Below are 26,937 nucleotides of genomic sequence, written 5' to 3'. Positions count from 1 at the left end.
CGACAGGCGCATCGATCACGCCGGTCACTCATGGTGAACAAGCTGGGGACTACAGATGGCTTACTCATACACTGAGAAAAAACGCATCCGCAAGGATTTTGGCAAACTGCCGCAGGTAATGGATGTACCCTACCTGCTGGCCATTCAGCTTGATTCCTATTACGACTTCCTGCAGCAGGATCGTGCCCCTGAGGGACGCCATGATATTGGTCTTCATGCCGCCTTCAAGTCCGTGTTCCCGATCGAAAGTTTTTCGGGCAATGCGGCGCTCGAATACGTCAGCTACCGCTTTGGTAATCCGGCTTTCGATGTCAAGGAGTGTCAGCTGCGCGGCGTCACCTACTCCGCGCCGCTGCGGGTCAAGGTTCGTCTGATCATCTACGACAAGGAGTCGTCGAACAAGGCGATCAAGGACATCAAGGAGCAGGAAGTCTACATGGGGGAAATTCCCCTGATGACCGAAAACGGTACCTTCGTGGTCAACGGTACCGAGCGCGTCATCGTCTCCCAGCTCCATCGCAGCCCCGGTGTGTTCTTCGATCACGACAAGGGCAAGAGCCACTCCTCGGGCAAGCTGCTCTATTCCGCTCGCGTGATTCCCTATCGTGGCTCCTGGCTGGATTTCGAATTCGACCCGCGCGACAACGTCTTCGTGCGTATCGACCGCCGCCGCAAGCTGCCGGCCACGGTGCTGATGCGTGCGCTGGGCTACAGCGGCGAAGAGATTCTGGCGCAGTTTTTCGAGACCGACGTCTACTACGTCGAAAAGGATGGCTTCTCTGTCGCGCTGGTGCCGTCACGCCTGCGCGGTGACACCGCCAGCTTCGATATCACCGACGGCGACGGCAATGTCATCGTCGAACAGGGGCGGCGCATCACCCAGAAGCATATCCGTCAGATCGAGAAAGCCGGCATCAAGCGTCTCAACGTGCCGGCGGAGTATCTGTTCGGCAAGACGCTGGCGAAGGATCAGATCGACCCCAATACCGGTGAGCTGCTGGTGCCCTGTAACACCGAGCTGACCCACGAGATCGTCGAGAAGCTCGGCCAGGCGGGGATCACCTCGATCGAGACGCTTTACACCAACGATCTCGATACCGGCGCTTTCATGTCCGAGACGCTGCGCATGGATACCACCGGCTCTCAGCTCGAGGCGCTGGTCGAGATCTATCGCATGATGCGTCCCGGCGAGCCGCCCACCAAGGAGGCCGCCGAGTCGCTGTTCAACAACCTGTTCTTCAGCGAGGACCGCTACGACCTCTCCGGCGTGGGCCGCATGAAGTTCAACCGTCGGCTGCGTCGTGACAGCGACGACGGCGCGGGTGTGCTCAACCATGAGGACATCATCGATGTGCTCAAGGAACTGATCAACATCCGCAACGGCTTCGGCGACGTGGATGATATCGACCATCTCGGCAATCGCCGTATCCGCAGCGTGGGCGAGATGGCGGAGAACCAGTTCCGTGTCGGTCTGGTGCGCGTCGAGCGGGCAGTGCGCGAGCGGCTGTCGATGGCCGAGAGCGAAGGCCTGATGCCGCAGGATCTGATCAATGCCAAGCCGGTAGCGGCGGCGGTCAAGGAGTTCTTCGGCTCCTCGCAGCTGTCGCAGTTCATGGATCAGAACAATCCGCTCTCCGAGGTGACGCACAAGCGTCGTGTATCGGCGCTCGGCCCGGGTGGTCTGACCCGCGAGCGTGCCGGCTTCGAGGTGCGCGACGTGCACGCCACCCACTATGGCCGGCTGTGCCCGATCGAGACCCCTGAAGGTCCCAACATCGGTCTGATCAACTCGCTGGCGACCTACAGCCATACCAACCACTACGGTTTCCTCGAGACGCCCTACCGGCGTGTCAACGACCGTCAGGTGACCGACGAGGTCGTGCATCTGTCGGCGATCGAGGAGGGTGACTTCATCATCGCCCAGGCCTCCGCCACGGTGGATGAGAAGGGCCAGCTGGTCGACGACCTGGTGCAGGTGCGTCACAAGGGCGAGACCACCTTCATGGCGCCCGACAAGGTGACCCTGATGGACGTTTCGCCGCGCCAGGTGGTGTCGGTGGCGGCGGCGTTGATTCCGTTTCTCGAGCACGATGACGCCAACCGCGCCCTGATGGGCTCCAACATGCAGCGTCAGGCGGTGCCCACGCTGAAGGCCGACAAGCCGCTGGTCGGTACCGGCATGGAGCGCTTCGTGGCGCGCGACTCGGGTGTGTGCGCGGTGGCACGGCGCGGCGGCGTGGTCGACTCGGTGGATGCAAGGCGCGTCGTTATTCGGGTCAACGAGGATGAAATCATCGGCGGTGAAGCCGGCGTTGATATCTACAACCTGACCAAGTATCTGCGCTCCAACCAGAACACCTGTCAGAACCAGCGTCCCATCGTGCGCCAGGGCGACCAGGTGGCGATCGGCGACATTCTGGCCGATGGGCCTTCGGTGGATACCGGTGACCTGGCGCTGGGCCAGAACATTCGTATCGCCTTCATGCCCTGGAACGGCTACAACTTCGAGGACTCGATGCTGATCTCGGAGCGGGTGGCCGATGAGGATCGTTTCACCACGATCCATATCCAGGAGCTGACCTGTGTCTCCCGCGACACCAAGCTGGGGCCGGAGGAGATCTCTTCCGACATTCCCAACGTGGGTGAGTCGGCGCTCTCCAAGCTGGACGAGGCGGGCATCGTGCATATCGGCGCGGAGATCAACCCGGGCGATATCATGGTCGGCAAGGTGACGCCCAAGGGCGAGACCCAGCTGACGCCGGAGGAGAAGCTGCTGCGTGCCATCTTCGGCGAGAAGGCCAGCGACGTGAAGGATACCTCGCTGCGCGCCGCGACCGGCATGAAGGGCACGGTGATCGACGTTCAGGTCTTCACCCGTGACGGTGTCGAGAAGGATTCGCGCGCCCTCTCCATCGAGCAGGACCAGCTTGACGAAGTACGCAAGGACCTGCGCGAGACCTACCGCATCGCCGAAGACGCCACTTATGAGCGTCTGCAGCGTCAGCTCTCCGGGCAGCCGGTCAACGGCGGACCGAAGCTGTCGCGCGGCGATGTCCTCGACGACGCCTATCTGGAGGCGCTGCCGCGCGCCCAGTGGTCGAAGCTGCGCATGCAGGACGAGTCGCTCAACGAGCTGCTGGCGCAGGCTGACGAGCAGCTCGAGAACCGTCGCAAGGAGATGGAGGAGCGCTTCGAGGACAAGAAGCGCAAGCTCACCCAGGGCGATGACCTCGCGCCGGGCGTACTCAAGATCGTCAAGGTCTATCTGGCAGTGAAGCGTCGCCTTCAGCCGGGTGACAAGATGGCCGGCCGTCACGGCAACAAGGGTGTTATCTCGGCAATCATGCCGATCGAGGATATGCCCTTCGACGACGAAGGTGTGCCGGTCGACCTGGTGCTCAACCCGCTGGGCGTACCGTCGCGCATGAACGTCGGGCAGATTCTCGAGACCCACCTTGGCATGGCCGCCTGGGGGCTCGGTCGGCGCATCGACGCCATGCTGCGCGACGCCCGTGGCCAGCAGATCGGCGAAATGCGCGACTTCCTCGAGAAGGTCTACAACCAGAGCGGCGGGCGTCGCGAACAGATCGACGAGCTCAGCGATGACGAGGTGATCGCACTGGCCAAAAACCTGTCGGGAGGCGTGCCGATTGCCACCCCGGTTTTCGACGGCGCGCGCGAGCACGAGATCAAGGGCCTGCTGACGCTGGCCGGGCTGCCCGAGTCGGGCCAGATGGAGCTCTACGATGGCCGTACCGGCGAGAAGTTCGATCGCCCGGTCACTGTCGGCTACATGTACATGCTCAAGCTCAACCACCTGGTGGATGACAAGATGCATGCGCGCTCGACCGGCTCCTACTCGCTGGTGACCCAGCAGCCGCTGGGCGGCAAGGCGCAGTTCGGTGGCCAGCGCTTCGGTGAGATGGAGGTGTGGGCACTGGAGGCCTATGGCGCCGCCTACACCCTGCAGGAGATGCTGACGGTCAAGTCCGACGACGTGGAAGGTCGTACCAAGATGTACAAGAGCATCGTCGACGGCGACCACAGCATGCAGGCCGGAATGCCCGAGTCGTTCAACGTGCTGGTCAAGGAGATCCGCTCGCTGGGCATCGATATCGAGCTGGAAGGCTGAGCCTGCAGGCGCATCCCGCAGCTGTAGCTATGACGGTCCGCGGGGCCCCGAGGCGTTGGGCCCCGCTCATGACAACTCCGCAACGGAGCCGACCCCATGAAAGATCTGGTCAAAGTTCTTAAATCGCAGGCGCAGTCCGAAGAGTTCGACGCTATTCGCATTTCGCTTGCTTCGCCGGACATGATCCGCAGTTGGTCGTTCGGCGAGGTCAAAAAGCCCGAGACCATCAACTACCGCACGTTCAAGCCCGAGCGTGACGGCCTTTTCTGCGCCAAGATTTTCGGTCCGGTCAAGGATTACGAGTGCCTGTGCGGCAAATACAAGCGCATGAAGCACCGCGGCATCATCTGTGAAAAGTGTGGCGTCGAGGTGACCCGGGCATCGGTGCGCCGCGAGCGCATGGGCCACATCGAGCTGGCCTCGCCGGTCGCTCACATCTGGTTTCTGAAGTCGCTGCCGTCGCGTATCGGCATGCTGCTGGACATGACCCTGCGCGACATCGAGCGGGTGCTCTACTTCGAGTCCTTCGTGGTGATCGACCCTGGGATGACCACCCTCGAGCGTGGCCAGCTGCTCAATGACGAGCAGTACTTCGAGGCGCTGGAGGAGTTCGGCGACGACTTCGATGCCCGCATGGGTGCCGAGGCGGTGCAGGCACTGCTGGCCGATATCGATCTCGGTGAAGAGGTCGAGCGGCTGCGCGAGGAGATCCCGCAGACCAATTCGGACACCAAGGTCAAGAAGCTCTCCAAGCGGCTCAAGCTGCTGGAAGCTTTCTACCGCTCGGGTAACCATCCGGGCTGGATGATCATGGAAGTGCTGCCGGTGCTGCCGCCGGACCTGCGTCCGTTGGTGCCGCTCGACGGCGGTCGCTTCGCGACCTCCGATCTCAACGACCTCTATCGTCGCGTGATCAACCGCAACAACCGCCTCAAGCGGCTGCTCGATCTGGCCGCGCCGGACATCATCGTGCGCAACGAAAAGCGCATGCTGCAGGAGTCCGTCGATGCGCTGCTCGACAATGGCCGTCGCGGCCGGGCGATCACCGGCTCCAACAAGCGGCCGCTGAAGTCGCTGGCCGACATGATCAAGGGCAAGCAGGGGCGTTTCCGCCAGAACCTGCTGGGCAAGCGCGTCGACTACTCCGGCCGCTCGGTCATCACCGTGGGCCCGACCCTGCGCCTGCATCAGTGCGGTCTGCCCAAGAAGATGGCGCTGGAGCTGTTCAAGCCGTTCATCTATTCGCGGCTGCAGGCCAGCGGTCAGGCCTCGACCATCAAGGCCGCCAAGAAGATGGTCGAGCGCGAGATGCCCGAGGTGTGGGATATCCTCGCCGACGTCATCCGCGAGCATCCGGTGCTGCTCAACCGGGCGCCGACCCTGCACCGGCTGGGTATCCAGGCGTTCGAGCCGCTGCTGATCGAGGGCAAGGCGATCCAGCTCCACCCGCTGGTATGCGCCGCCTACAACGCCGACTTCGACGGCGACCAGATGGCCGTGCACGTGCCGCTGACGCTGGAAGCCCAGCTCGAAGCGCGGGCGCTGATGATGTCGACCAACAACGTGCTGTCGCCGGCCAACGGCGAGCCGATCATCGTGCCGTCGCAGGACGTGGTGCTGGGTCTTTACTACATGACCCGCGAACGTATCGGGGCAAAGGGTGAGGGCATGACCTTTGCCGATCTCGGCGAGGTAGAGCGCGCCTACGGCACCCAGAGCGTCGATCTGCATGCGCGTATCCGCGTGCGGATTCGAGAGTGGACCCGCGAGAGCTTCAGCGATGACCTGACCGAGCAGGTATCGGTCAAGGAGACCACTGTCGGTCGTGCGCTGCTGTATCGCAGCGTGCCGCGCGGTATGCCGTTCGAGCTGGTCGATCGGCCGATGAAGAAAAAGGCGATCTCGCAGCTGATCAACGCCGCCTATCGTCAGGTGGGGCTGAAGGAGACCGTCATCTTCGCCGACCAGCTGATGTACACCGGCTTTCGACTGGCCACCTGGTCGGGTGCCTCGATCGGCGTCAACGACTTCGTCATTCCGGAGTCCAAGAAGTCGATTATCGAGGGTGCCGAGGACGAGGTGAAGGAGATCGAGGATCAGTTCTCCTCCGGCCTCGTTACCGCCGGCGAGAAGTACAACAAGGTCATCGATATCTGGTCCAAGGCCAACGACAAGGTGGCCCGTGCCATGATGACCGGCATCTCCAAGGAGACGGTCACCGATCGCGAAGGCAATGAGGTGGAGCAGGACTCCTTCAACAGCGTCTTCATCATGGCCGACTCCGGCGCCCGCGGCAGCGCCGCGCAGATTCGTCAGTTGGCCGGTATGCGTGGCCTGATGGCCAAGCCCGACGGCTCGATCATCGAGACGCCGATCACCGCCAACTTCCGTGAGGGGCTGAACGTACTGCAGTACTTCATCTCCACCCACGGCGCTCGCAAGGGTCTGGCGGATACCGCCCTGAAGACCGCCAACTCCGGTTACCTGACCCGTCGTCTGGTCGACGTCGCGCAGGACGTGGTGGTCACCGAGCCCGACTGCGGCACCGAGGAGGGCCTGACCCTGCACCCGGTGATCGAGGGCGGCGACATCATCGTCTCGCTGGCCGAGCGCGTGCTGGGCCGCGTGGTGGCCCAGGATGTAGTCGATCCGGAGACCGACGAGGTGCTGATCGCACGCGACACCCTGCTCGACGAAGCCTGGTGCGAAAAGCTCGACACCATGGGCGTCGATGAGATCGTGGTGCGCTCGACCATCACCTGCGAGACGGCCCACGGCGTCTGCTCGGTCTGTTACGGCCGTGACCTCGCGCGCGGTCACCAGGTCAACACCGGTGAATCGGTGGGCGTCATCGCCGCGCAGTCGATCGGCGAGCCCGGTACCCAGCTGACCATGCGTACCTTCCACATCGGCGGCGCCGCCTCGCGTGCCTCGGCAGTGGACAGCGTGCAGGTCAAGCACGGCGGTAGCGTGCGGCTTCATAACATGAAGCACGTCGAGCGCAGCGACGGTCGACTGGTCGTGGTATCGCGCTCCAGCGCGCTGGCGGTGGCCGACGAGCACGGCCGTGAACGGGAGTACTACAAGCTGCCCTACGGCGCCGAGCTGTCGATCAAGGATGGCGACGAGGTCGAGTCGGGTCAGGTGGTGGCCAAGTGGGACCCCCACACCCACCCGATCGTCTCCGAGGTGGAAGGTCGCGTACAGTTCACCGATATGGAAGAGGGCGTCACCATCAACCGCAGCGTGGATGAGATGACCGGTCTCTCCTCGATCGAGGTGATCGAGAGCGGCAACCGTCCCTCCTCGGGCCGCGACAAGCGTCCGATGATCATGCTGCAGGATGGCCAGGGTCAGGCGGTATCGCTGCCCGGCTCCAATACGCCGGTGCAGTACATGCTGCCGGGTAACGCCATCGTGTCGGTGGATGACGGCTCCGCTATCGGCATCGGCGAGGTGGTCGCCCGTATTCCGGTCGAGGCGTCCGGTAACAAGGACATCACCGGTGGTCTACCGCGCGTTGCTGACCTGTTCGAGGCGCGCAAGCCGAAAGAGCCGTCGATTCTTGCCGAGGCTTCCGGCACCATCACCTTCGGCAAGGAGACCAAGGGCAAGCGTCGCCTGACCATCAACCCGGCCGAGGGCGACCCGATCGAAATGCTGATTCCCAAGTGGCGTCAGATCGGGGTGTTCGAGGGTGAGACGGTCGAGCGCGGCGAGGTGATCTCCGACGGTCCCAGCAACCCGCACGATATTCTGCGACTGCTGGGCGTCAGCGAGCTGGCCAAGTACATCACCGCCGAGATCCAGGATGTCTATCGTCTGCAGGGCGTGGGTATCAATGACAAGCACATCGAGGTGATCGTGCGGCAGATGCTGCGCAAGGTGGAGATCACCGACGCCGGCGACAGCTCCTTCATCCCCGGCGACCAGGTCGAACTGGTGCGGGTGGTCGAGGAGAACGCCCGGCTGGTCGAGCAGGAGCGCTTCCCGGCACAGTTCGACCGTGTGCTGCTGGGTATCACCAAGGCGTCGCTGGCTACCGAGTCGTTCATCTCCGCGGCCTCCTTCCAGGAGACTACGCGCGTGCTGACCGAGGCGGCCGTCACCGGCAAGCGCGACCATCTGCGCGGTCTCAAGGAGAACGTGGTGGTGGGTCGCCTGATTCCGGCGGGCACCGGCCTGACGCATCACGCCGAGCGTCGCCGTCGTCGCGAAGAGGCGCAGTTCGATCAGCAGCCTTCGGCATTCGACGTCGAGCAGCAGCTGGGCGAGCACCTCACCGCCCTGGATGCCGATGACGACGATCTGTAAACGGCCGCTGTCCCGCGTCGCGCAGCGGCGCGGGGCTTGACGCCCTCGCTGGCGAACCCTTAGAATTCGCAGCCTTTAACAGTAGGGGCAGGTGCGTCCTGTCTCTGCTGTTTTGTATCATCATCATTGGAGTGAGCCGATTCATGGCAACCGTCAACCAGCTTGTACGCAAGCCGCGCAAGCGTCGCCATCCGAAGAGCGACGTGCCGGCCCTGCAGTCCTGCCCACAGCGCCGCGGCGTCTGCACCCGCGTTTACACCACCACCCCCAAGAAGCCGAACTCGGCACTGCGTAAGGTCTGCCGTGTCCGTTTGACCAACGGTTACGAAGTGGCTTCCTATATCGGCGGTGAAGGTCACAACCTGCAGGAGCACTCGGTCGTGCTGATTCGCGGCGGTCGTGTCAAGGACCTGCCGGGCGTGCGTTATCACACCGTTCGCGGTGCGCTGGACACCTCCGGCGTGCAGAACCGTCGTCAGGCGCGTTCCAAGTACGGCACCAAGCGGCCGAAGTCCTGATTCCCTTTTTTCAACCCCTGGTCTGATAAGAGTAAGGCCGGACGTCGCCTCGGCGTATTCCGTTCCGGGTTTACCTGAAGGACTCTTCTGACAGAGGGCTTATCATGCCTAGAAGACGTATTGCGGCGAAGCGCGAAATCCTGCCGGATCCCAAGTTCGGGAGCGAGCGCCTCGCCAAGTTCATGAACCACCTGATGGTCAGCGGCAAGAAATCCGTCGCCGAGCGTATCGTATACGGTGCGCTGGATCGGGTTGCCGAACGCTCCAATGATGAGCCGCTGGACATCTTCGACAAGGCGCTGGAGGCTATCCAGCCGATGGTCGAGGTCAAATCGCGTCGCGTTGGCGGTGCCACCTATCAGGTGCCCGTCGAAGTGCGCCCCTCCCGTCGTCAGGCGCTGGCGATGCGCTGGATGGTGGACGCTGCCCGTAACCGTGGCGAGAAGACCATGGTGCAACGCCTGGCCGGCGAGATGCTGGATGCTTCCGAAGGCCGGGGCGCAGCGGTGAAGAAGCGTGAAGACGTCCACCGTATGGCAGAAGCCAACAAGGCCTTCTCGCACTATCGCTTCTAACCGGTTCGCTTCCCATTAGAGGCGCCCCAGGGGGCGCCTCCAACCAACAGGATACGTATCGTGGCACGCAAGACCCCACTCAAGCGCTACCGCAATATCGGTATCTGCGCCCACGTCGATGCCGGCAAGACAACGACGACCGAACGCGTGCTGTTCTACACCGGTCTTTCACACAAAATCGGTGAGGTGCACGAAGGTGCCGCCGTCATGGACTGGATGGAGCAGGAGCAGGAGCGTGGTATTACCATCACCTCCGCTGCGACCACCTGTTTCTGGCGCGGCATGAACCAGCAGTTCGATGAGCATCGCATCAACATCATCGACACCCCGGGGCACGTTGACTTCACCATCGAGGTGGAGCGTTCCCTGCGTGTGCTCGACGGTGCCATTGTGGTGCTGTGCGGCAGCTCCGGTGTGCAGCCGCAGACCGAGACGGTATGGCGTCAGGCCAACCGCTATGAAGTGCCGCGCATGGTGTTCGTCAACAAGATGGACCGCGTTGGCGCTGACTACTTCATGGTGGTCGAGCAGATGCGCAAGCGTCTCAATGCCAATGCCGTGCCGATCCAGATCAACTGGGGCGCGGAAGATGACTTCAAGGGCGTCATCGACCTGCTGCAGATGAAGGCCATCGCCTGGAACGAAGCCGACAAGGGCATGACCTACGATCTGCTCGATATTCCCGCAGAGCTTCAGGAGACTGCTCAGGAGTGGCGTGAGCATATGCTCGAAGCCGCCGCCGAGGCCTCCGAAGAGCTGATGGAGAAGTATCTCGAAGAGGGCGATCTGTCCATCGAGGATATCAAGGCAGGCCTGCGTCGTCGCACTCTGGATAACGAGATCGTACTGGTCACCTGTGGCAGCGCCTTCAAGAACAAGGGTGTGCAGGCCATGCTGGATGCGGTCATCGAGTACCTGCCGTCGCCCACCGAGGTGAAGGCGATCGAGGGTGAGCTCGACGACGCCGACGGCACCATCGAGACTCGCGAAGCGGACGACAACGCGCCGTTTTCGTCGCTGGCCTTCAAGATCGCGACCGACCCCTTTGTCGGCACTCTGACCTTTATTCGCGTCTACTCCGGTGTGCTCAACTCGGGCGACCAGGTGTACAACTCGGTGAAGGACAAGAAGGAGCGCGTTGGTCGTATCGTGCAGATGCACTCCAACAGCCGTCAGGAGATCAAGCAGGTCTACGCCGGCGACATCGCTGCCTGTGTGGGGCTCAAGGATGTCACCACCGGTGATACCCTGTGTGACCCCAACTCGAAAATCGTGCTGGAGCGCATGGAGTTCCCCGAACCGGTCATCTCGGTTGCGGTGGAGCCCAAATCCAAGGCCGATCAGGAGAAAATGGGGACCGCGCTGGGCAAGCTGGCTCAGGAGGATCCCTCCTTCCGCGTCAAGACCGACGAGGAGACCGGTCAGACCATTATCTCCGGCATGGGCGAGCTGCACCTTGATATCCTCGTCGATCGTCTGCGTCGTGAGTTCAAGGTCGAGGCCAATATCGGCAAGCCGCAGGTGGCCTATCGCGAGACGATCAAGTCAAGCGTCGAGCAGGAAGGCAAGTTCGTGCGCCAGTCGGGTGGTCGCGGCCAGTTCGGTCACGTCTATCTGCGCATCGAGCCGATGACTGATGCCGACCGCGGTGATGATCCGGAGCTGACGTTCAAGTTCAACTCTGAAATCGTTGGCGGTGTGGTGCCCAAGGAGTACGTGCCGGCCGTCGAAAAGGGCGCTTTCGAGCAGCTGCAGAACGGTGTCATCGCCGGTTACCCGATGATCAACGTCAAGGTTACGCTGTTTGATGGTTCCTATCACGACGTTGACTCCAACGAGAATGCCTTCAAGGTCGCCTCGTCGATGGCGATCAAGGAGGGCGCACGCAAGGCCGGAGCGGTATTGCTCGAGCCGATGATGAGTGTTGAAGTGGTCACCCCCGAAGATTTCATGGGTGACGTCATGGGCGACCTCAACCGTCGGCGCGGTCTTGTTCAGGGCATGGATGACACCAGCGCAGGTCAGGTCATCCGCGCCATTGTGCCACTGGGTGAGATGTTCGGTTACGCGACCGATCTGCGTTCTCAGACCCAGGGCCGCGCAAGCTACTCCATGGAGTTTGCGAAGTACGATGAGGCACCGTCCAGCATCGTCGAAGCCGTCATCAACCAAAACTGATAACCGTCAGCTGATCTAAAGAGGTTATAGCAGTGGCCAAGGAAAAGTTTGAACGTAATAAAACGCACGTCAACGTCGGCACTATCGGTCACGTTGACCATGGCAAAACCACACTGACAGCGGCGCTGACACGCGTTTCCGCCGAGGTGTTCGGTGGCGACTGGCGTGCATTCGATACCATCGACAACGCTCCTGAAGAGCGCGAGCGTGGTATCACCATCTCCACCGCTCACGTCGAGTACCAGTCCGAGAAGCGCCACTACGCGCACGTCGACTGCCCCGGGCACGCTGACTATGTCAAGAACATGATCACCGGTGCGGCGCAGATGGACGGCGCTATCCTGGTCTGCTCCGCGGCCGACGGCCCGATGCCGCAGACTCGCGAGCACATCCTGCTGTCGCGCCAGGTCGGTGTACCCTTCATCGTGGTATTCCTCAACAAGGCCGACATGGTCGACGACGAGGAGCTGCTCGAGCTGGTCGAGATGGAAGTTCGCGAGCTGCTCAACGAGTACGACTTCCCGGGCGACGACACGCCGATCATCGTGGGTTCCGCGCTGATGGCGCTGGATGGCAAGGACGACAACGGCATGGGCACCACCGCCGTGGCCAACCTGGTTCGCGCCATGGATGAGTACATCCCCGAGCCGGAGCGTGCCATCGATCAGCCGTTTTTGATGCCGATCGAGGACGTCTTCTCGATCTCCGGTCGCGGTACCGTGGTGACTGGTCGTGTCGAGCGCGGCATCATCAAGAGCGGTGAAGAAGTCGAGATTCTGGGTCTGCATGATACCGTCAAGACGACCGTGACCGGCGTCGAGATGTTCCGCAAGCTGCTCGACGAAGGTCGTGCCGGTGAAAACGTGGGTGCGCTGCTGCGCGGCACCAAGCGTGACGACGTCGAGCGTGGTCAGGTGTTGGCCAAGCCGGGTTCGATCAAGCCGCATACCAAATTCGAGTCCGAGGTCTACATCCTGTCCAAGGAAGAGGGTGGTCGCCACACTCCCTTCTTCAAGGGCTATCGTCCGCAGTTCTACTTCCGGACCACCGATGTGACCGGTACCTGTGAGCTGCCGGAAGGCGTCGAGATGGTCATGCCGGGCGACAACGTCAAGATGGTGGTTACCCTGATTGCACCGATCGCCATGGAAGACGGTCTGCGCTTCGCTATCCGCGAAGGTGGCCGCACCGTGGGCGCCGGCGTGGTCGCCAAGATCGTCGAGTAAGCATCTCTCGACCCCAAAGGGGCCTCCACCGGAGGCCCCTTTGTTTGTACCTGCATGTTTGACTCCGAGCCGCTGACTGCTTATAATGCGCGTCCTTTGTGAGGGCGTGGGCGGTCAGGCGCCATCGGCGTCCTGCATCGTCTCGAATATGTCCTGGAGTCCCGGGTAATGCAGAACCAGAAAATTCGTATTCGCTTGAAGGCTTTCGATCACCGCCTGATCGATCAGTCTGCACAGGAAATCGTGGATACCGCCAAGCGCACTGGTGCGCAGGTGCGCGGCCCGATTCCGCTGCCGACCAGGCGTGAGCGCTATACCATTCTGATCTCGCCGCACGTCAACAAGGATGCGCGTGACCAGTATGAGATTCGCACTCACAAGCGTGTGCTCGATATTGTCGAGCCGACCGAGAAAACGGTTGATGCGCTGATGAAACTCGACCTGGCCGCCGGCGTCGACGTCCAGATCAAGGTCGATTAACCCTATACACTAGTCACTCACGCGGCTTTGACAGCGTTCAGCGCTTGCCGCACACGCCGGGACGGCGTCATACAACGTGCTAGTGGAATGCTCTGGAAAGGGCAGCCATAGCGGGTGATAGCCCCGTACACTAAAGGAGACTGAACATGTCTATCGGTTTGGTCGGTAAAAAGAGCGGCATGACCCGCATCTTTACCGAAGATGGCACTTCCGTGCCCGTAACCGTTATCGAAGTCGAGCCCAACCGCGTGACGCGCGTCAAGACCCTTGAGTCTGACGGTTATCGCGCCGTGCAGGTTACCGCAGGCTCGCGCAAGGCCAAGCACCTCAGCAAGGCTGTCGCAGGACAGTATGCCAAAGCAGGTGTCGAGGCCGGTCGTTTCCTGACGGAATTTCGTCTCGCCGAAGGCGACGAGGATCCGCAGACAGGAAGCGAGCTTACCGTATCCCTCTTCGAAGCCGGTCAGCGCATCGACGTTACCGGAACATCCAGGGGCAAGGGTTACCAGGGCGCCGTCAAGCGCTGGAACTTTCGCACCCAGGATAACTCCCACGGCAACTCCCTGTCGCACCGCGCACCGGGCTCCATCGGCCAGTGCCAGACGCCGGGGCGCGTCTTCAAGGGCAAGAAAATGGCCGGCCAGATGGGCAATGAGCGCGTCACCGTTCAGAGCCTTGAAGTCGTCCGCGTCGATGCCGAACGCAATCTGCTGCTGATTCGTGGTGCCGTGCCCGGCGCGACCGGCAGCGACGTGATTGTGCGCACCGCCGTCAAAGCTCGCCGCTGAGGGGTAGACCAACGATGAATCTCAATCTCGCAGGTTCAGAGGCCGGGGCCGTCGAAATTTCCGACACGACCTTTGGCAAGGAATTCAATGAAGCGCTGGTTCACCAGGTCGTCACCGCCTACATGGCCGGTGGTCGCCAGGGTACCCGCGCGCAGAAAAATCGCGCCGAAGTGAGCGGCGGCGGCAAGAAGCCCTGGCGTCAGAAGGGCACCGGTCGCGCTCGCGCCGGCTCGATCCGTTCGCCGATCTGGCGTACCGGTGGTGTGACCTTCGCAGCACGTCCGCAGGACCATGCGCAGAAGGTCAATCGCAAGATGTATCGCGCCGCGATGCGCTCCATCCTCTCCGAGCTGGTGCGTCAGGATCGTCTGGTGGCGGTGGACAGCTTCACCGTGGACAGTCCGAAGACCAAACAGCTGGTAGGCCGTCTGGCCGAGCTGGGTCTCGATCGGGTGCTGATCGTCACCGACGAGCTGGACCAGAACCTCTACCTGGCCGCTCGCAATATCCCCAACGTCGATGTGGTCGAGGTCGGCAGTGCCGATCCGGTCAGCCTGATCGCTCATGACCGGGTGCTGATGACCGTGCCGGCGCTGCGCAAGTTCGAGGAGAAGCTGGCATGAATCAGGAACGCGTATTCAAGGTGCTGCTGGGTCCGCACATGACCGAGAAGGCTGCGTTCGCCGCCGAGCGCAATCAGTACGTCTTCAAGGTCGCCGGTGACGCCACCAAGCCCGAGATCAAAAAGGCCGTCGAGGCACTGTTCGAGAAGAAGGTCGACAGCGTTCAGGTCCTCAACATGAAGGGCAAGGTCAAGCGCAGCGCACGTGGTGAAGGTCACCGCAACGGCTATCGCAAGGCCTACGTCACCCTGGCTGCGGGCGAAACGCTCGAAGACTTCACCGGCGCCGAGTGAGGCAGGAGAACGGATCATGGCAGTAGTCAAGACAAAACCAACGTCCGCCGGTCGTCGCCACAAGGTGAAGATCGTCACCGACGCACTCTACAAGGGGCGCCCCTATGCGCCGCTGACCGAGTCGCAGTCGCGTTCGGGCGGGCGTAACAACCACGGCCGTATTACCACGCGCCACGTTGGCGGTGGCAATCGCCAGCATTATCGTCTGGTCGACTTCAAGCGCAACAAGGATGGCGTTCCCGCCACCGTCGAGCGCATCGAGTACGACCCGAACCGCAGTGCCCATATTGCGCTGCTCAAGTATGTGGACGGTGAGCGCCGTTACATCATTGCCCCCCGGGATGTGACCGCCGGCGATCGTCTGGAGTCCGGCGTCAACGCACCGATCCGGCGCGGCAACGCGCTGCCGCTGCGCAACATTCCGGTCGGTTCGACCATCCACTGCATCGAGCTCAAGCCCGGCAAGGGTGCCCAACTCGTACGCAGTGCCGGTGCCAGCGCGCAGCTGGTGGCTCGCGAAGGCAACTACGCGACCGTGCGTCTGAAAAGCGGTGAGATGCGTCGTATCCTGGCGGAATGTCGCGCCACGCTTGGCGAGGTCGGTAACTCCGAGCACAGCCTTGGGCAGCTCGGCAAGGCCGGTGCCAAGCGTTGGAGAGGCGTTCGTCCGACCGTTCGCGGCGTTGCGATGAACCCGGTTGATCACCCCCATGGTGGTGGTGAAGGGCGTACCAGCGGTGGCCGTCATCCGGTCAGTCCCTGGGGTATGCCCACCAAGGGTCACAAGACGCGCAAGAACAAGCGCACCGACAAGCTGATCGTGCGTCGTCGCAAGGCCAGGTAAACCGGTGCCGCAAGGCCAAACATCAGTATTTAAGGGGTAATGGCTGTGCCACGTTCACTCAAGAAAGGTCCCTTTATTGACCTTCATCTGTTGAAGAAGGTAGAGGCGGCTGCAGAGAAGAACGACCGCAAACCGATCAAGACCTGGTCGCGTCGTTCGATGATCCTGCCCAACATGGTAGGACTCACCATCGCCGTCCATAACGGTCGTCAGCATGTGCCTGTACACGTCTCCGAGGAGATGGTTGGCCACAAGCTGGGCGAATTCGCTGCTACCCGCACCTATCGCGGTCACGCGGCTGACAAGAAAGCCAGGCGGTAAGGGAGAGGACCACAATGGAAGAAGTAGCTGCCAAGTTACGCGGCGCTCGCCTGTCCGCCCAGAAGGCTCGCCTGGTGGCGGATCAAGTGCGAGGCAAGTCGGTTGACGAAGCGCTCGATATTCTGACCTTCTCGCCCAAAAAGGCGGCGGTAGTGGTCAGGAAAGTGCTGCAGTCGGCCATTGCCAACGCGGAAGAGAACAACGGCATGGACATTGACGAGCTCCGCGTCTCGACCATCTGTGTCGATGAGGGCATGACGCTCAAGCGTATCCAGCCGCGCGCCAAGGGCCGCGCAGATCGCATCAACAAGCGTACCTGCCATATCACCGTCAAGGTAGCCGAGAAGTAGGAGTCGACCAGATGGGTCAAAAAGTCAATCCAGTCGGTATTCGTCTCGGGATCGTCAAGGATCACACCTCGGTGTGGTACGCCGAGCGCGGCGCTTACGCCGACAAGCTCAATAACGATCTCGAGGTTCGCAGCTTTCTGGCCGAGCGTCTCAAGAACGCTTCTGTCAGTCATATTCATATCGAGCGTCCGGCCAACAACGCCCGCATTACCATTCACACTGCGCGTCCGGGCATCGTGATCGGCAAAAAGGGCGAGGACGTCGAGCGTCTGCGTCGTGATCTGACCGCCATGATGGGCGTGCCGGTTCACGTCAACATCGAGGAAGTGCGCAAGCCCGAACTCGATGCGTCGCTGGTAGCGCAGAACGTGGCCGGCCAGCTCGAGCGCCGCGTGATGTTCCGCCGCGCCATGAAGCGTGCCGTGCAGAACGCCATGCGTCTGGGTGCCAAGGGCATTCGTATCCAGCTCTCCGGCCGTCTCGGCGGCGCCGAGATCGCACGCACGGAGTGGTATCGCGAGGGTCGTGTTCCCCTCCACACCCTGCGCGCCGATATCGATTACGCGGTGTATGAAGCGCATACCACCTACGGCGTCATCGGCGTGAAAGTGTGGATCTTCAAGGGCGAGATTCTTGGCGGTCTCGAGGAAGTTCGTGCGAAGCAGAAGAATTCGCAGACGGGCGCTCCCGGCAAGAAGAAAGGTTCCAGGTAAGGGGATAGTCGATGTTACAGCCCAAGCGTACCAAGTTCCGCAAACAGCAAAAGGGCCGCAACCGCGGTCTGGCGCATCGCGGCAGCAGCGTGAGCTTCGGTGAATACGGCCTCAAGGCAACCGGACGTGGCCGCATCACCGCACGTCAGATCGAGGCCGGTCGTCGTGCTATCACGCGCCACGTCAAGCGTGGCGGCAAGATCTGGATCCGGGTGTTCCCGGACAAGCCGATCTCCGAAAAGCCGCTCGAAGTTCGTATGGGTAAGGGCAAGGGCTCTGTCGAATACTGGGTCGCCCAGATCCAGCCCGGCAGAATGCTCTATGAAATCGAGGGCGTTTCGGAAGAGCTGGCGCGTGAAGCGTTCAGTCTCGCCGCTCAGAAGATGCCCGTTGCCACTACCTTTGTGAAACGGACGGTAATGTAATGAAAGCCAACGAACTTCGTGACAAGTCGACCGAGGCGCTCAATGAGCAGCTGTTCGAACTGCTGCGCGAGCAGTTCAACCTGCGGATGCAGAAGGCGACCGGCCAGCTGAGTCAGAACCATCTGCTCAAACAGGTTCGTCGCGACATCGCGCGCGTGAAAACTGTGCTCAACGAGAAGGTGGACTGAGATGGCCGAGCAAACAAGCAACACCCGCAGGCTCACCGGGCGCGTCGTGAGCGATCGCATGGAGAAGTCCATCGTTGTCATGATCGAGCGCCGCGAGCGCCATCCGATCTATGGCAAGTACATGAAGCGCTCCACCAAACTGCATGCGCACGACGAAACCAACCAGGCGCACACTGGTGATCTGGTCGCTATCGAAGAGTGCCGCCCGATTTCGAAGAAAAAGGCCTGGACGCTGGTTGAAGTTGTCGAGCAGGCCAGGGGTTGAGGCGTCAGCCTGACCTTCTGCATCAGTTCAGGTTCGGAGAAAACCGATGATTCAAACGCAAACAATGCTGGATGTCGCCGACAACAGCGGTGCGCGCCGGATCCAGTGCATCAAGGTGCTGGGTGGCTCTCATCGTCGCTATGCGCGCGTCGGCGACATCATCAAGGTAACGGTCAAGGAAGCGATTCCGCGTGGCCGTGTCAAGAAGGGCCAGGTCCTCAAGGCCGTTGTGGTCCGCACGCGTAGCGGCATTCGTCGCCCGGACGGTTCGCTGATTCGCTTCGACGGCAATGCGGCTGTCCTGTTGAACAACGCCAACGAGCAGCCGGTTGGCACTCGTATTTTCGGCCCGGTGACGCGCGAGCTTCGTAACGAGAAGTTCATGCGAATCATCTCACTGGCGCCCGAAGTGCTGTAAGGAGCGAGGCGGAATTATGCGCAAGATCAAACGTGATGACGAAGTCATCGTCATCGCCGGCAAGGACAAGGGCAAGCGCGGGACCGTCAAGCGAGTGCTTCGGGACGGTCGTTACGTGGTCGCAGGTGTGAACATGATCAAGCGTCACACCCGTCCCAATCCGATGGCCGGCAACCAGGGGGGTATCGTCGAACGTGAGGCCCCGATCCACGAATCGAACGTTGCCATTTTCAACGGCGAGACCGGCAAGGCGGATCGGGTCGGCTTTCATATGAACGACGACGGTACCAGGGTCCGCATTTTCAGGTCGACGCAGAAGCAGATCGACGCCTAACGCGATTCGGGTGGCAACATGGCGAACTTGAAACAGCAGTACAAAGACGAGGTGATGGCCAGCCTCACCGAGCAGTTTGGCTACACCAACGTAATGCAGGTGCCCCGGATCACCAAGGTCAGCCTGAACATGGGCGTCGGCGATGCGACCAGCGACAAGAAGCTGCTCGACAACGCCGTCGTCGACCTTGAGAAGATCTCCGGCCAGAAGCCTGTCGTGACCATGGCTCGCAAGTCGGTTGCAGGCTTCAAGGTCCGTGAAGGCTGGCCGATCGGCACCAGAGTCACACTGCGCCGCGAGCGCATGTGGGACTTTCTCGACCGGCTGGTAAACATCGCGATTCCGCGCGTGCGCGATTTTCGTGGTCTCAACTCCCGGTCCTTCGACGGTCGCGGCAACTACTCGATGGGTGTGCGTGAACAGATCATCTTCCCCGAGATCGAATACGACAAGGTCGATCGCGTTCGCGGGCTGGATGTCACCATCACTACATCGGCCGCCACCGACGAAGAAGGTCGTGCGCTGTTGAGCGCACTGAACTTCCCCTTCCGGAAATAATGGTGAGATCATGGCAAAGAAGAGCATGGTAGAGCGTGAGCGCAAGCGCGCTCAGCTGGTCGACAAGTATGCGGCTCGTCGCGCCGAGTTGAAGGCGATCATTCATGACGTCAACAGTTCGGACGAAGAGCGCTTCGATGCGCAGCTCAAGCTGCAGCAGCTGCCGCGCAACTCCAGCCCGGTGCGCAAGCGCAATCGTTGCCGCGCCACCGGCCGGCCGCACGGCTACTACAACAAGTTCGGACTGGCGCGCAACAAACTGCGCGAAGCGGCCATGCGCGGCGATGTGCCCGGCCTGACCAAGTCCAGCTGGTAATTGCATCAGGAGCGTTATCGATGAGCATGCAGGATACAATCGCGGATATGCTGACCCGTATCCGTAATGCGCAGATGGCGACCCGGGAGACGGTGAGCATGCCGTCCTCCAAAATCAAGGTCGAGCTGGCGCGGGTTCTCAAGGAAGAAGGTTATATCACCGACTTTTCCGTCGAGGGCGATGTCAAGGTTGAGCTGACGGTGACTCTCAAGTACTTCGAGGGCAAGCCGGTTATCGAGCACATTCAGCGCGTCTCCAAGCCCTCGCTGCGTCACTACAAGGGCAAGAACGAGCTTCCGCGTGTCGCGGATGGGCTGGGTGTTGCCATCGTCTCTACCTCCCACGGCGTTATGACCGACCGGGCGGCACGCCAGGCGGGCGTCGGTGGTGAGGTCATCTGCACCGTATTTTGATTTGTTGATGTCCGCGATGGCATCTGCCCATATCCCAGGAGTTCAGGATGTCCAGGATTGCAAAATACCCGGTTAAACTGCCCAGCGGCGTGGAAGTCACGCTGGATGACGGCAGGCTGACCGTCCGGGGCGGTCAGGGGCAGCTGGCGATGACCGTCCACAGCGAAGTGGTGGTCAATCAGCAGGAAAGTCAGCTGACATTCGAGCCCAGCGCTCGGTCGAAAAACTGGGCCATGGCCGGTACGACCCGTGCGCTGGTCAATAACATGGTGGTTGGCGTCAGTGAGGGCTTCAGCCGCTCGCTGGAGATTACCGGCGTGGGCTATCGTGCCCAGGCCAGTGGCCAGAAACTGACGCTGACGCTTGGCTTCTCCCACCCGGTGGAATACGAAGTGCCCGAAGGTGTGACGGTGGAAACACCGCGTAACACCACCATCGTGCTCAAGAGCGCTGACAAGCAGCAGCTCGGGCAGGTGGCGGCCGAGATTCGTGCTTTCCGTCCGCCGGAGCCCTACAAGGGCAAGGGCGTTCGTTACAGCGATGAACGCATCCTTCGTAAAGAAGCCAAGAAGAAATAAGGCAGGGTTATGAACGCGAAGAAAGAAGCTCGTCTCCGTCGTGCCCGCCGCACGCGTGCCAAGATCCGCGAACTTGGCATCAGTCGTCTGAGTGTCAATCGCACGCCGCGTCACATGTACGCTCAGATTATCTCGGCGGATGGCGGCAAGGTACTCGTCAGTGCCTCCACGCTCGACAGGACGCTGCGTGAAGAGGCTACCGGCAACGCCGATGCCGCGGCACGCGTCGGTTCGCTTCTGGCCGAACGGGCCCGGGAAGCGGGAATTACGGAAGTTGCCTTTGATCGCTCCGGGTATCGCTACCATGGTCGCGTCAAGGCACTCGCTGATGCCGCGCGTGAAGGCGGCCTGCAATTCTAAAGGGTTCGATGATGGCGAATAACGAACAGAGAGGCAGCGGTGATCTGCAGGAAAAACTGGTTCAGATCAACCGCGTTGCCAAGGTGGTCAAGGGTGGCCGAATCTTCGGTTTCACCGCACTGACCGTCGTCGGCGATGGTAACGGTCGTATCGGCTTTGGCCGTGGCAAGGCACGTGAAGTGCCGGTCGCGATCCAGAAGGCGATGGACCAGGCGCATCGCAACATGGTCAAGGTCGAGCTGCGCGGCCAGACGCTGCAGTATCCGGTACGCGCCAACCACGGCGCGTCGAAGGTATTCATGCAGCCGGCCTCCGAGGGTACCGGTATCATCGCCGGCGGTGCGATGCGCTCGGTACTGGAGCTGGCCGGCGTCCATGACGTACTGGCCAAGTGCTACGGCTCGACCAATCCGGTCAACGTAGTGCGTGCAACCGTCAAGGGGCTGGCTTCCATGCGCTCCCCCGACGAGATTGCCGCCAAGCGTGGCCTGTCCGTCGAAGCGATTACGGGGTAAGCGCCATGGCAGGTACCATCAGGGTTACACAGGTTCGCAGCACTATCGGTGTGCTCGAAAAGCACAAGGCCACCATGCGCGGCCTTGGTCTTCGTCGCATCAACCACAGCGTCGAACTCGAGGATACGCCGTCAGTGCGCGGCATGATCAACAAGGTCAACTACCTCGTTCGCGTTGAAGGAGATCGGTAATGACCATGAAACTCAATAATCTGAGTCCGGCACCGGGTTCGAAGCATGCCGCGCGCCGCGTTGGCCGCGGCATCGGTTCCGGCCTGGGTAAAACGGCCGGACGCGGCCACAAGGGTCAGACCTCGCGCAGCGGTGGTTCCATCCGCCCCGGTTTCGAGGGCGGCCAGATGCCGCTGCAGCGTCGTCTGCCCAAGTTCGGCTTTACCTCGCGCAAGTCGCTGGTCAGCGAAGAGGTGCGCCTCAACGAGCTGGCACGCGTCGAGGGCGACGTGGTCGATATGGAGAGCCTCAAAAAGGCCAATGTGCTGAAAAACGCCACGCGCTATGCGAAGGTGGTGCTCTCCGGCAACATCGATCGCGCCGTTACCGTGCGCGGTCTGAAGGTCACCAGGGGTGCGCGCGCCGCCATCGAGGCGGCCGGCGGCAAGGTAGAGGACTAAATGGCCAAGTCAGGAAAAGTACCGGCAAATTCGCAGAGCAGCGGCCTGAGCGAGCTGTGGGCACGTCTCAGGTTCGTTTTCATCGCGCTGGTGGTCTACCGTCTCGGTGCCCACATTCCCGTTCCCGGTATCAATCCTGACCAGCTCGCTGCCTTGTTCAGAGAAAACCAGGGCACCATCCTGAGCATGTTCAACATGTTTTCGGGCGGTGCTCTGGAGCGCATGAGCGTCTTTGCGCTGGGCATCATGCCCTACATCTCCGCATCGATCATCATGCAGCTTCTGACCGTGGTTTCGCCGCAGCTCGAACAGCTGAAGAAGGAGGGCGAGGCCGGCCGGCGCAAAATCAGCCAGTATACCCGCTACGGCACCGTGGGGCTGGCGCTGGTGCAGGCGATCGGCATGTCAGTGGGGCTCGTCAGTAACGGGGTGGCCTACACCGGCGATTTCACCTTCTACTTCACCGCCGTCACGACTTTTGTGGCCGGCGCCGTCTTCCTGATGTGGCTGGGTGAGCAGATTACCGAGAAGGGCATCGGCAACGGTATTTCGCTGATTATCTTCGCCGGCATTGTGGCCGGTCTGCCGCAGGCACTGGGGCAGTCCTTCGAGCTGGCGCGCAATGACGGCGCATGGAATGTTCTGCCGATACTGGCGCTGGGCGCGCTGGGTATCGCGACCGTCGCCTTCGTGGTCTTTATCGAGCGCGGTCAGCGCCGTATCACGGTCAACTACCCGCGACGTCAGGTGGGCAACAAGATGTACGCCGGGCAGAGCAGCTATCTGCCCATGAAGGTCAACATGGCGGGCGTCATTCCGCCGATTTTTGCCTCCAGTATCCTGCTCTTTCCCGCCTCGATCGGCCAGTGGTTCGGTCAGGGCGAAGGGCTTGGCTGGATGTCGACGATCGCGCAGGCGCTGGGTCCCGGACAGCCGCTGTATATTCTGCTGTTCGCCGCTGCCGTGATGTTCTTCTGCTTTTTCTACACCGCACTGGTGTTCAATCCCAAGGATGTGGCCGACAACCTCAAGAAGTCGGGTGCTTTCCTGCCGGGCATTCGTCCCGGTGAACAGACGGCGCGCTATATCGACAAGGTCATGACGCGTCTGACCCTGTTCGGGGCGCTCTACATCACGCTGGTCTCGCTGATGCCGCAGTTTCTGATGGTGGCATGGCAGGTGCCCTTCTACTTCGGCGGTACCTCGCTGCTGATCGTGGTGGTTGTGGTAATGGACTTCATGGCCCAGGTGCAGTCGCATCTGATGTCCAACCAGTACGAGTCGGTGATGAAAAAGGCCAACCTCAAGGGCTATGGCAGCGGCGGTATCATGCGCTGACCGGTTCTGCCGGCATCCGCCTATGCGGATGCCGGTCGCGTCGGGAGAGCTCCCGGTGCGACAGATGGCCCGGCCGATCTCTCGTGTCTCCGTTCGCCATCTGTCACGACATCGCCATTCGCTCCGGTGTATGGCGATGTTTATCTCCAGGATGTCAATGTCATACTCTTGCCCTGTGAGGTCACAGGCGGTATGCTATTGCGCCTTTTAAAGATGACTAACCGAGCAAGCCGCTCAAATTCGGAGAAAGCTGATGGCCCGTATTGCAGGCGTCAATATCCCGGACAACAAGCATGCGGCGATCTCGCTGACCTACATCTACGGTATCGGTCGTACTCGCGCGCAGGAGATCTGCACGCAAGTCGGTATCGCACCCGACGTCAAGGTGGCGGAGCTTTCCGCCGAGAAGCTTGACGAAGTGCGTACCGCTGTCGGCCAGTACGCTGTGGAAGGCGACCTCCGCCGTGAGATTACGCTGAATATCAAGCGTCTCATGGACCTGGGTTGCTACCGTGGTCTGCGCCATCGTCGCAGTCTTCCGATGCGTGGACAGCGCACGAAGACGAATGCGCGTACCCGCAAGGGACCGCGTAAACCGATTCGCAAATAAACGCATGTCCGGCGTTTAGAGTTCAGGAACATCAAACATGGCTAACCCGCGCAGTAACCGTAAAAAGGTTAAAAAGCAGGTAGTGGATGCGGTCGCCCACATCCACGCCTCTTTTAACAACACGATCGTGACGATCACAGACCGCCAGGGCAACGCTCTTTCATGGGCCACTGCCGGTGGTTCGGGTTTTCGTGGTTCTCGCAAGAGCACCCCGTTCGCTGCTCAAGTGGCAAGCGAACGTGCAGCGACCGCTGCAGCCGAGTATGGTGTGAAAAACGTCGACGTGCTGGTCAAGGGCCCGGGGCCCGGCCGTGAGTCCGCCGTGCGCGCATTGAATGCCGCCGGTTTTCGCGTGCAGAGCATTACCGACGCGACACCCATCCCGCACAACGGGTGCCGTCCGCCGAAAAAGCGCCGCGTTTAAGGAGACAACCTCATGGCACGATATACTGGACCAAGGTGCAAACTGTCTCGTCGCGAAGGTACCGACCTCTTTCTCAAGAGTGGCGCTACCGCGTTCGAGAAGAAGTGCAAGTCCGAAACTCCCCCGGGTCAGCACGGCCAGCGCCGTCAGCGTCTTTCCGAATACGGCTCGCAGCTGCGTGAAAAGCAGAAAGTGCGTCGTTACTACGGCGTGCTGGAGAAGCAGTTTCGCAACTATTACAAGGAAGCGGCCCGTCAGAAGGGCGCGACCGGTGAGGTGCTGCTTCAACTGCTCGAAACCCGTCTCGACAATGTGGTCTATCGTATGGGCTTCGGCTCGACCCGCAGCGAATCCCGCCAGCTGGTCAGCCACAAGGCGATTGCGGTCAATGGCCGTACCGTCAACGTGCCTTCCTGCAAGGTACGTCCCGGCGATGTGATCAGCGTTCGTGAGAAAGCGAAGAATCAGACCCGCATCCAGCAGGCGCTCGAGCTGGCTTCCAGTCGTGGCGACATCAACTGGGTCGACGTCGATTCGAAGAAGATGGAAGGCACTTTCAAGGCTCTGCCTGAGCGCGGCGACCTGTCTGCCGACATCAACGAAAACCTGATTGTCGAGCTGTACTCCAAATAAGCGCGGTCTTTTTTGGAACATTCGTTTGGCAGCCTGATAGGTGTTCATATGCAGCGTTCAGTGACAGAATTTCTGAGGCCTCGTGATATCAAGGTCGAAGAAGTCAGCGCGAATCATGCCAAAATCGTGCTCGAGCCCTTCGAGCGCGGCTTTGGCCACACTCTCGGGAACGCCCTGCGTCGGATTCTGCTCTCCTCCATGCCTGGATGTGCAGTTACCGAAGCAGAGATCGAAGGCGTTCTCCACGAGTACAGCGCAATCGAGGGGGTGCAGGAGGATGTCATCGAGATCCTTCTGAACCTGAAGGGCGTGTCCATCAAGATGCACGGTCGCGACGACGTTGTATTGACGCTGAACAAGCAGGGCCCGGGCGTCATGACTGCCGGCGACATTGCCGTCGATCATGACATCGAGATCGTCAATCCGGATCACGTTATCGCCCATCTCAATGACGGCTGCGAGCTCAAGATGCAGCTGCGTATCATGCGCGGCCGCGGCTACGAGCCGGCTGATGTGCGCGCCGAGCGTGACGAGGAGACGCGTGCAATCGGTCGCCTGCAGCTCGATGCTTCCTACACGCCGGTTCGTCGCGTCTCCTACGCGGTGGAAGCGGCCCGTGTCGAGCAGCGCACCGACCTCGACAAGCTGGTCATTGATCTGGAAACCGATGGCACGCTGGATCCCGAAGAGGCGATCCGTCGCTCCGCGACCATTCTGCAGGAGCAGCTGGCGGCCTTTGTCGATCTGGAAGCCGAGAAGGAGCAGGAAGTCGAAGAAGAAGAGGATCAGATCGATCCGATTCTACTGCGTCCTGTCGACGATCTCGAGCTGACCGTTCGCAGCGCCAACTGTCTCAAGGCCGAGAATATCTACTACATCGGTGATCTGATTCAGCGCACCGAAGTGGAGCTTCTGAAAACACCCAATCTTGGCAAGAAGTCGCTGAACGAAATCAAGGACGTTCTCGAGGCCCGCAATCTTTCACTCGGCATGCGGCTGGAAAACTGGCCGCCGGCGAGTCTGAAGGATGACAAGGCCTCCGCCTGAACGGGTGACTCGCGCCCCAGATTGGTAAGGAATCCCAACCATGCGTCATCGTAAAACCGGTCGTCATCTAAGTCGAAACAGCTCGCATCGGCGTGCCATGTTCCAGAACATGTGCATTTCGCTGGTCGAGCATGAAATGATCCGCACCACGCTGCCCAAGGCCAAGGAGCTGCGTCGTCATATCGAGCCGCTGATCACGCTGGCGAAGAATGACACCGTGGCCAACCGTCGTCTGGCTTTCAGCCGGACGCGCAACAAGGCCACCGTGGGTAAGCTCTTCAGCGAGCTGGGTCCGCGCTATGCCACCCGTCCGGGCGGCTATGTGCGCGTACTCAAGTGTGGTTTCCGCCCCGGCGATAACGCTCCCATGGCGTACGTCGAGCTGGTGGATCGCCCGGTGCCCGCGGAGGCCAGCGGCGACGAATAAGCCGCCCTGCGCGATCACCTGAAAAGCCGGTCCCCGTGACCGGCTTTATTTATGTCCGCCATCCCTGGCGGACCCCCTTCGGGCCGCCTTCGGCGTTGTAAA

The 26,937-nt window shown here is 61.1% G+C and carries 33 protein-coding genes; all 33 read left to right on the top strand.

Annotated features, from left to right (window positions below; genetic code table 11):
* Positions 1 to 55: 55 nt before the first annotated feature.
* The gene (gene rpoB / locus H146_RS0108555) at positions 56 to 4,132 is read left to right on the top strand and encodes a DNA-directed RNA polymerase subunit beta (protein ID WP_026351855.1); all 4,077 of its coding nucleotides are present in this window, start codon (positions 56 to 58) and stop codon (positions 4,130 to 4,132) included.
* Between the two features lie 96 nt (positions 4,133 to 4,228).
* A complete protein-coding gene (gene rpoC / locus H146_RS0108550) occupies positions 4,229 to 8,446 on the top strand; it encodes a DNA-directed RNA polymerase subunit beta' (RefSeq protein ID WP_019951465.1) in 4,218 nt (1,405 codons plus the stop codon).
* Between the two features lie 143 nt (positions 8,447 to 8,589).
* Positions 8,590 to 8,964, top strand: a complete 375-nt coding sequence (rpsL, locus tag H146_RS0108545) for a 30S ribosomal protein S12 (RefSeq protein WP_019951464.1) — start codon at positions 8,590 to 8,592, stop codon at positions 8,962 to 8,964.
* Positions 8,965 to 9,068: 104 nt separating this feature from the next.
* A complete protein-coding gene (gene rpsG / locus H146_RS0108540) occupies positions 9,069 to 9,539 on the top strand; it encodes a 30S ribosomal protein S7 (protein ID WP_019951463.1) in 471 nt (156 codons plus the stop codon).
* 60 nt (positions 9,540 to 9,599) lie between these two features.
* Positions 9,600 to 11,717 carry an elongation factor G gene (gene fusA, locus H146_RS0108535; RefSeq protein WP_019951462.1) on the top strand — a complete coding sequence of 706 codons (2,118 nt, stop codon included), beginning with the start codon at positions 9,600 to 9,602 and terminating at the stop codon, positions 11,715 to 11,717.
* Positions 11,718 to 11,749: 32 nt separating this feature from the next.
* Complete coding sequence (tuf, locus tag H146_RS0108530; protein ID WP_019951461.1) at positions 11,750 to 12,943, top strand: elongation factor Tu; 1,194 nt, start codon at positions 11,750 to 11,752, stop codon at positions 12,941 to 12,943.
* Between the two features lie 168 nt (positions 12,944 to 13,111).
* Positions 13,112 to 13,423, top strand: a complete 312-nt coding sequence (gene rpsJ, locus H146_RS0108525; protein ID WP_019951460.1) for a 30S ribosomal protein S10 — start codon at positions 13,112 to 13,114, stop codon at positions 13,421 to 13,423.
* Positions 13,424 to 13,569: 146 nt separating this feature from the next.
* Complete coding sequence (gene rplC, locus H146_RS0108520) at positions 13,570 to 14,211, top strand: 50S ribosomal protein L3 (protein WP_019951459.1); 642 nt, start codon at positions 13,570 to 13,572, stop codon at positions 14,209 to 14,211.
* A gap of 14 nt (positions 14,212 to 14,225) precedes the next feature.
* Positions 14,226 to 14,834 carry a 50S ribosomal protein L4 gene (gene rplD / locus H146_RS0108515; RefSeq protein WP_019951458.1) on the top strand — a complete coding sequence of 203 codons (609 nt, stop codon included), beginning with the start codon at positions 14,226 to 14,228 and terminating at the stop codon, positions 14,832 to 14,834.
* Positions 14,831 to 15,127, top strand: coding sequence for a 50S ribosomal protein L23 (rplW, locus tag H146_RS0108510; RefSeq protein ID WP_019951457.1), 297 nt, complete (start codon positions 14,831 to 14,833; stop codon positions 15,125 to 15,127). Before rplD ends, rplW begins: the two co-directional genes overlap by 4 nt.
* 16 nt (positions 15,128 to 15,143) lie before the next feature.
* On the top strand, positions 15,144 to 15,971 hold the full coding sequence (gene rplB, locus H146_RS0108505; protein ID WP_019951456.1) for a 50S ribosomal protein L2: 828 nt from the start codon (positions 15,144 to 15,146) through the stop codon (positions 15,969 to 15,971).
* Between the two features lie 45 nt (positions 15,972 to 16,016).
* Positions 16,017 to 16,292, top strand: coding sequence for a 30S ribosomal protein S19 (rpsS, locus tag H146_RS0108500; RefSeq protein ID WP_026351854.1), 276 nt, complete (start codon positions 16,017 to 16,019; stop codon positions 16,290 to 16,292).
* A gap of 14 nt (positions 16,293 to 16,306) precedes the next feature.
* On the top strand, positions 16,307 to 16,642 hold the full coding sequence (gene rplV, locus H146_RS0108495; protein WP_019951454.1) for a 50S ribosomal protein L22: 336 nt from the start codon (positions 16,307 to 16,309) through the stop codon (positions 16,640 to 16,642).
* A gap of 11 nt (positions 16,643 to 16,653) precedes the next feature.
* Positions 16,654 to 17,355, top strand: a complete 702-nt coding sequence (rpsC, locus tag H146_RS0108490) for a 30S ribosomal protein S3 (protein WP_019951453.1) — start codon at positions 16,654 to 16,656, stop codon at positions 17,353 to 17,355.
* Between the two features lie 11 nt (positions 17,356 to 17,366).
* Positions 17,367 to 17,780, top strand: a complete 414-nt coding sequence (gene rplP / locus H146_RS0108485; RefSeq protein WP_019951452.1) for a 50S ribosomal protein L16 — start codon at positions 17,367 to 17,369, stop codon at positions 17,778 to 17,780.
* On the top strand, positions 17,780 to 17,968 hold the full coding sequence (gene rpmC, locus H146_RS0108480; protein WP_019951451.1) for a 50S ribosomal protein L29: 189 nt from the start codon (positions 17,780 to 17,782) through the stop codon (positions 17,966 to 17,968). The genes rplP and rpmC overlap by 1 nt, the downstream gene beginning before the upstream one ends.
* A gap of 1 nt (position 17,969) precedes the next feature.
* Complete coding sequence (rpsQ, locus tag H146_RS0108475; protein WP_019951450.1) at positions 17,970 to 18,233, top strand: 30S ribosomal protein S17; 264 nt, start codon at positions 17,970 to 17,972, stop codon at positions 18,231 to 18,233.
* Between the two features lie 46 nt (positions 18,234 to 18,279).
* The gene (gene rplN / locus H146_RS0108470; RefSeq protein ID WP_019951449.1) at positions 18,280 to 18,651 is read left to right on the top strand and encodes a 50S ribosomal protein L14; all 372 of its coding nucleotides are present in this window, start codon (positions 18,280 to 18,282) and stop codon (positions 18,649 to 18,651) included.
* A gap of 16 nt (positions 18,652 to 18,667) precedes the next feature.
* Positions 18,668 to 18,985 carry a 50S ribosomal protein L24 gene (gene rplX, locus H146_RS0108465; RefSeq protein WP_019951448.1) on the top strand — a complete coding sequence of 106 codons (318 nt, stop codon included), beginning with the start codon at positions 18,668 to 18,670 and terminating at the stop codon, positions 18,983 to 18,985.
* An 18-nt stretch (positions 18,986 to 19,003) separates the two neighbouring features.
* Positions 19,004 to 19,543 (top strand): 50S ribosomal protein L5, encoded by a 540-nt coding sequence (rplE, locus tag H146_RS0108460; RefSeq protein ID WP_019951447.1) that lies wholly within the window; start codon positions 19,004 to 19,006, stop codon positions 19,541 to 19,543.
* A 10-nt stretch (positions 19,544 to 19,553) separates the two neighbouring features.
* Positions 19,554 to 19,859: a 30S ribosomal protein S14 gene (gene rpsN / locus H146_RS0108455; protein ID WP_026351853.1), complete on the top strand. Its 306-nt coding sequence runs from the start codon at positions 19,554 to 19,556 to the stop codon at positions 19,857 to 19,859.
* Positions 19,860 to 19,879: 20 nt separating this feature from the next.
* Complete coding sequence (gene rpsH / locus H146_RS0108450; protein WP_019951445.1) at positions 19,880 to 20,272, top strand: 30S ribosomal protein S8; 393 nt, start codon at positions 19,880 to 19,882, stop codon at positions 20,270 to 20,272.
* A 47-nt stretch (positions 20,273 to 20,319) separates the two neighbouring features.
* Positions 20,320 to 20,850: a 50S ribosomal protein L6 gene (gene rplF, locus H146_RS0108445; RefSeq protein WP_019951444.1), complete on the top strand. Its 531-nt coding sequence runs from the start codon at positions 20,320 to 20,322 to the stop codon at positions 20,848 to 20,850.
* A gap of 9 nt (positions 20,851 to 20,859) precedes the next feature.
* A complete protein-coding gene (rplR, locus tag H146_RS0108440) occupies positions 20,860 to 21,210 on the top strand; it encodes a 50S ribosomal protein L18 (protein WP_019951443.1) in 351 nt (116 codons plus the stop codon).
* 11 nt (positions 21,211 to 21,221) lie between these two features.
* Positions 21,222 to 21,725 (top strand): 30S ribosomal protein S5, encoded by a 504-nt coding sequence (gene rpsE, locus H146_RS0108435; protein ID WP_026351852.1) that lies wholly within the window; start codon positions 21,222 to 21,224, stop codon positions 21,723 to 21,725.
* A 5-nt stretch (positions 21,726 to 21,730) separates the two neighbouring features.
* On the top strand, positions 21,731 to 21,916 hold the full coding sequence (rpmD, locus tag H146_RS0108430) for a 50S ribosomal protein L30 (RefSeq protein WP_019951441.1): 186 nt from the start codon (positions 21,731 to 21,733) through the stop codon (positions 21,914 to 21,916).
* Between the two features lie 5 nt (positions 21,917 to 21,921).
* Positions 21,922 to 22,356, top strand: a complete 435-nt coding sequence (gene rplO, locus H146_RS0108425) for a 50S ribosomal protein L15 (RefSeq protein ID WP_026351851.1) — start codon at positions 21,922 to 21,924, stop codon at positions 22,354 to 22,356.
* Positions 22,357 to 23,694, top strand: coding sequence for a preprotein translocase subunit SecY (gene secY / locus H146_RS0108420; RefSeq protein WP_019951439.1), 1,338 nt, complete (start codon positions 22,357 to 22,359; stop codon positions 23,692 to 23,694).
* 253 nt (positions 23,695 to 23,947) lie between these two features.
* Positions 23,948 to 24,304, top strand: coding sequence for a 30S ribosomal protein S13 (rpsM, locus tag H146_RS0108415; protein ID WP_019951438.1), 357 nt, complete (start codon positions 23,948 to 23,950; stop codon positions 24,302 to 24,304).
* Positions 24,305 to 24,341: 37 nt separating this feature from the next.
* A complete protein-coding gene (gene rpsK / locus H146_RS0108410) occupies positions 24,342 to 24,728 on the top strand; it encodes a 30S ribosomal protein S11 (RefSeq protein WP_009723883.1) in 387 nt (128 codons plus the stop codon).
* Between the two features lie 12 nt (positions 24,729 to 24,740).
* Positions 24,741 to 25,361, top strand: a complete 621-nt coding sequence (gene rpsD / locus H146_RS0108405) for a 30S ribosomal protein S4 (protein ID WP_019951437.1) — start codon at positions 24,741 to 24,743, stop codon at positions 25,359 to 25,361.
* 48 nt (positions 25,362 to 25,409) lie between these two features.
* Positions 25,410 to 26,408, top strand: a complete 999-nt coding sequence (locus H146_RS0108400; protein WP_019951436.1) for a DNA-directed RNA polymerase subunit alpha — start codon at positions 25,410 to 25,412, stop codon at positions 26,406 to 26,408.
* Between the two features lie 40 nt (positions 26,409 to 26,448).
* Positions 26,449 to 26,835, top strand: a complete 387-nt coding sequence (gene rplQ, locus H146_RS0108395; protein WP_019951435.1) for a 50S ribosomal protein L17 — start codon at positions 26,449 to 26,451, stop codon at positions 26,833 to 26,835.
* Positions 26,836 to 26,937 lie beyond the last annotated feature (102 nt).

The sequence above is a fragment of the Kushneria aurantia DSM 21353 genome (assembly GCF_000382245.1).
GTDB lineage: Bacteria > Pseudomonadota > Gammaproteobacteria > Pseudomonadales > Halomonadaceae > Kushneria > Kushneria aurantia.
This window is presented reverse-complemented; position numbering and strand designations above follow the sequence as displayed.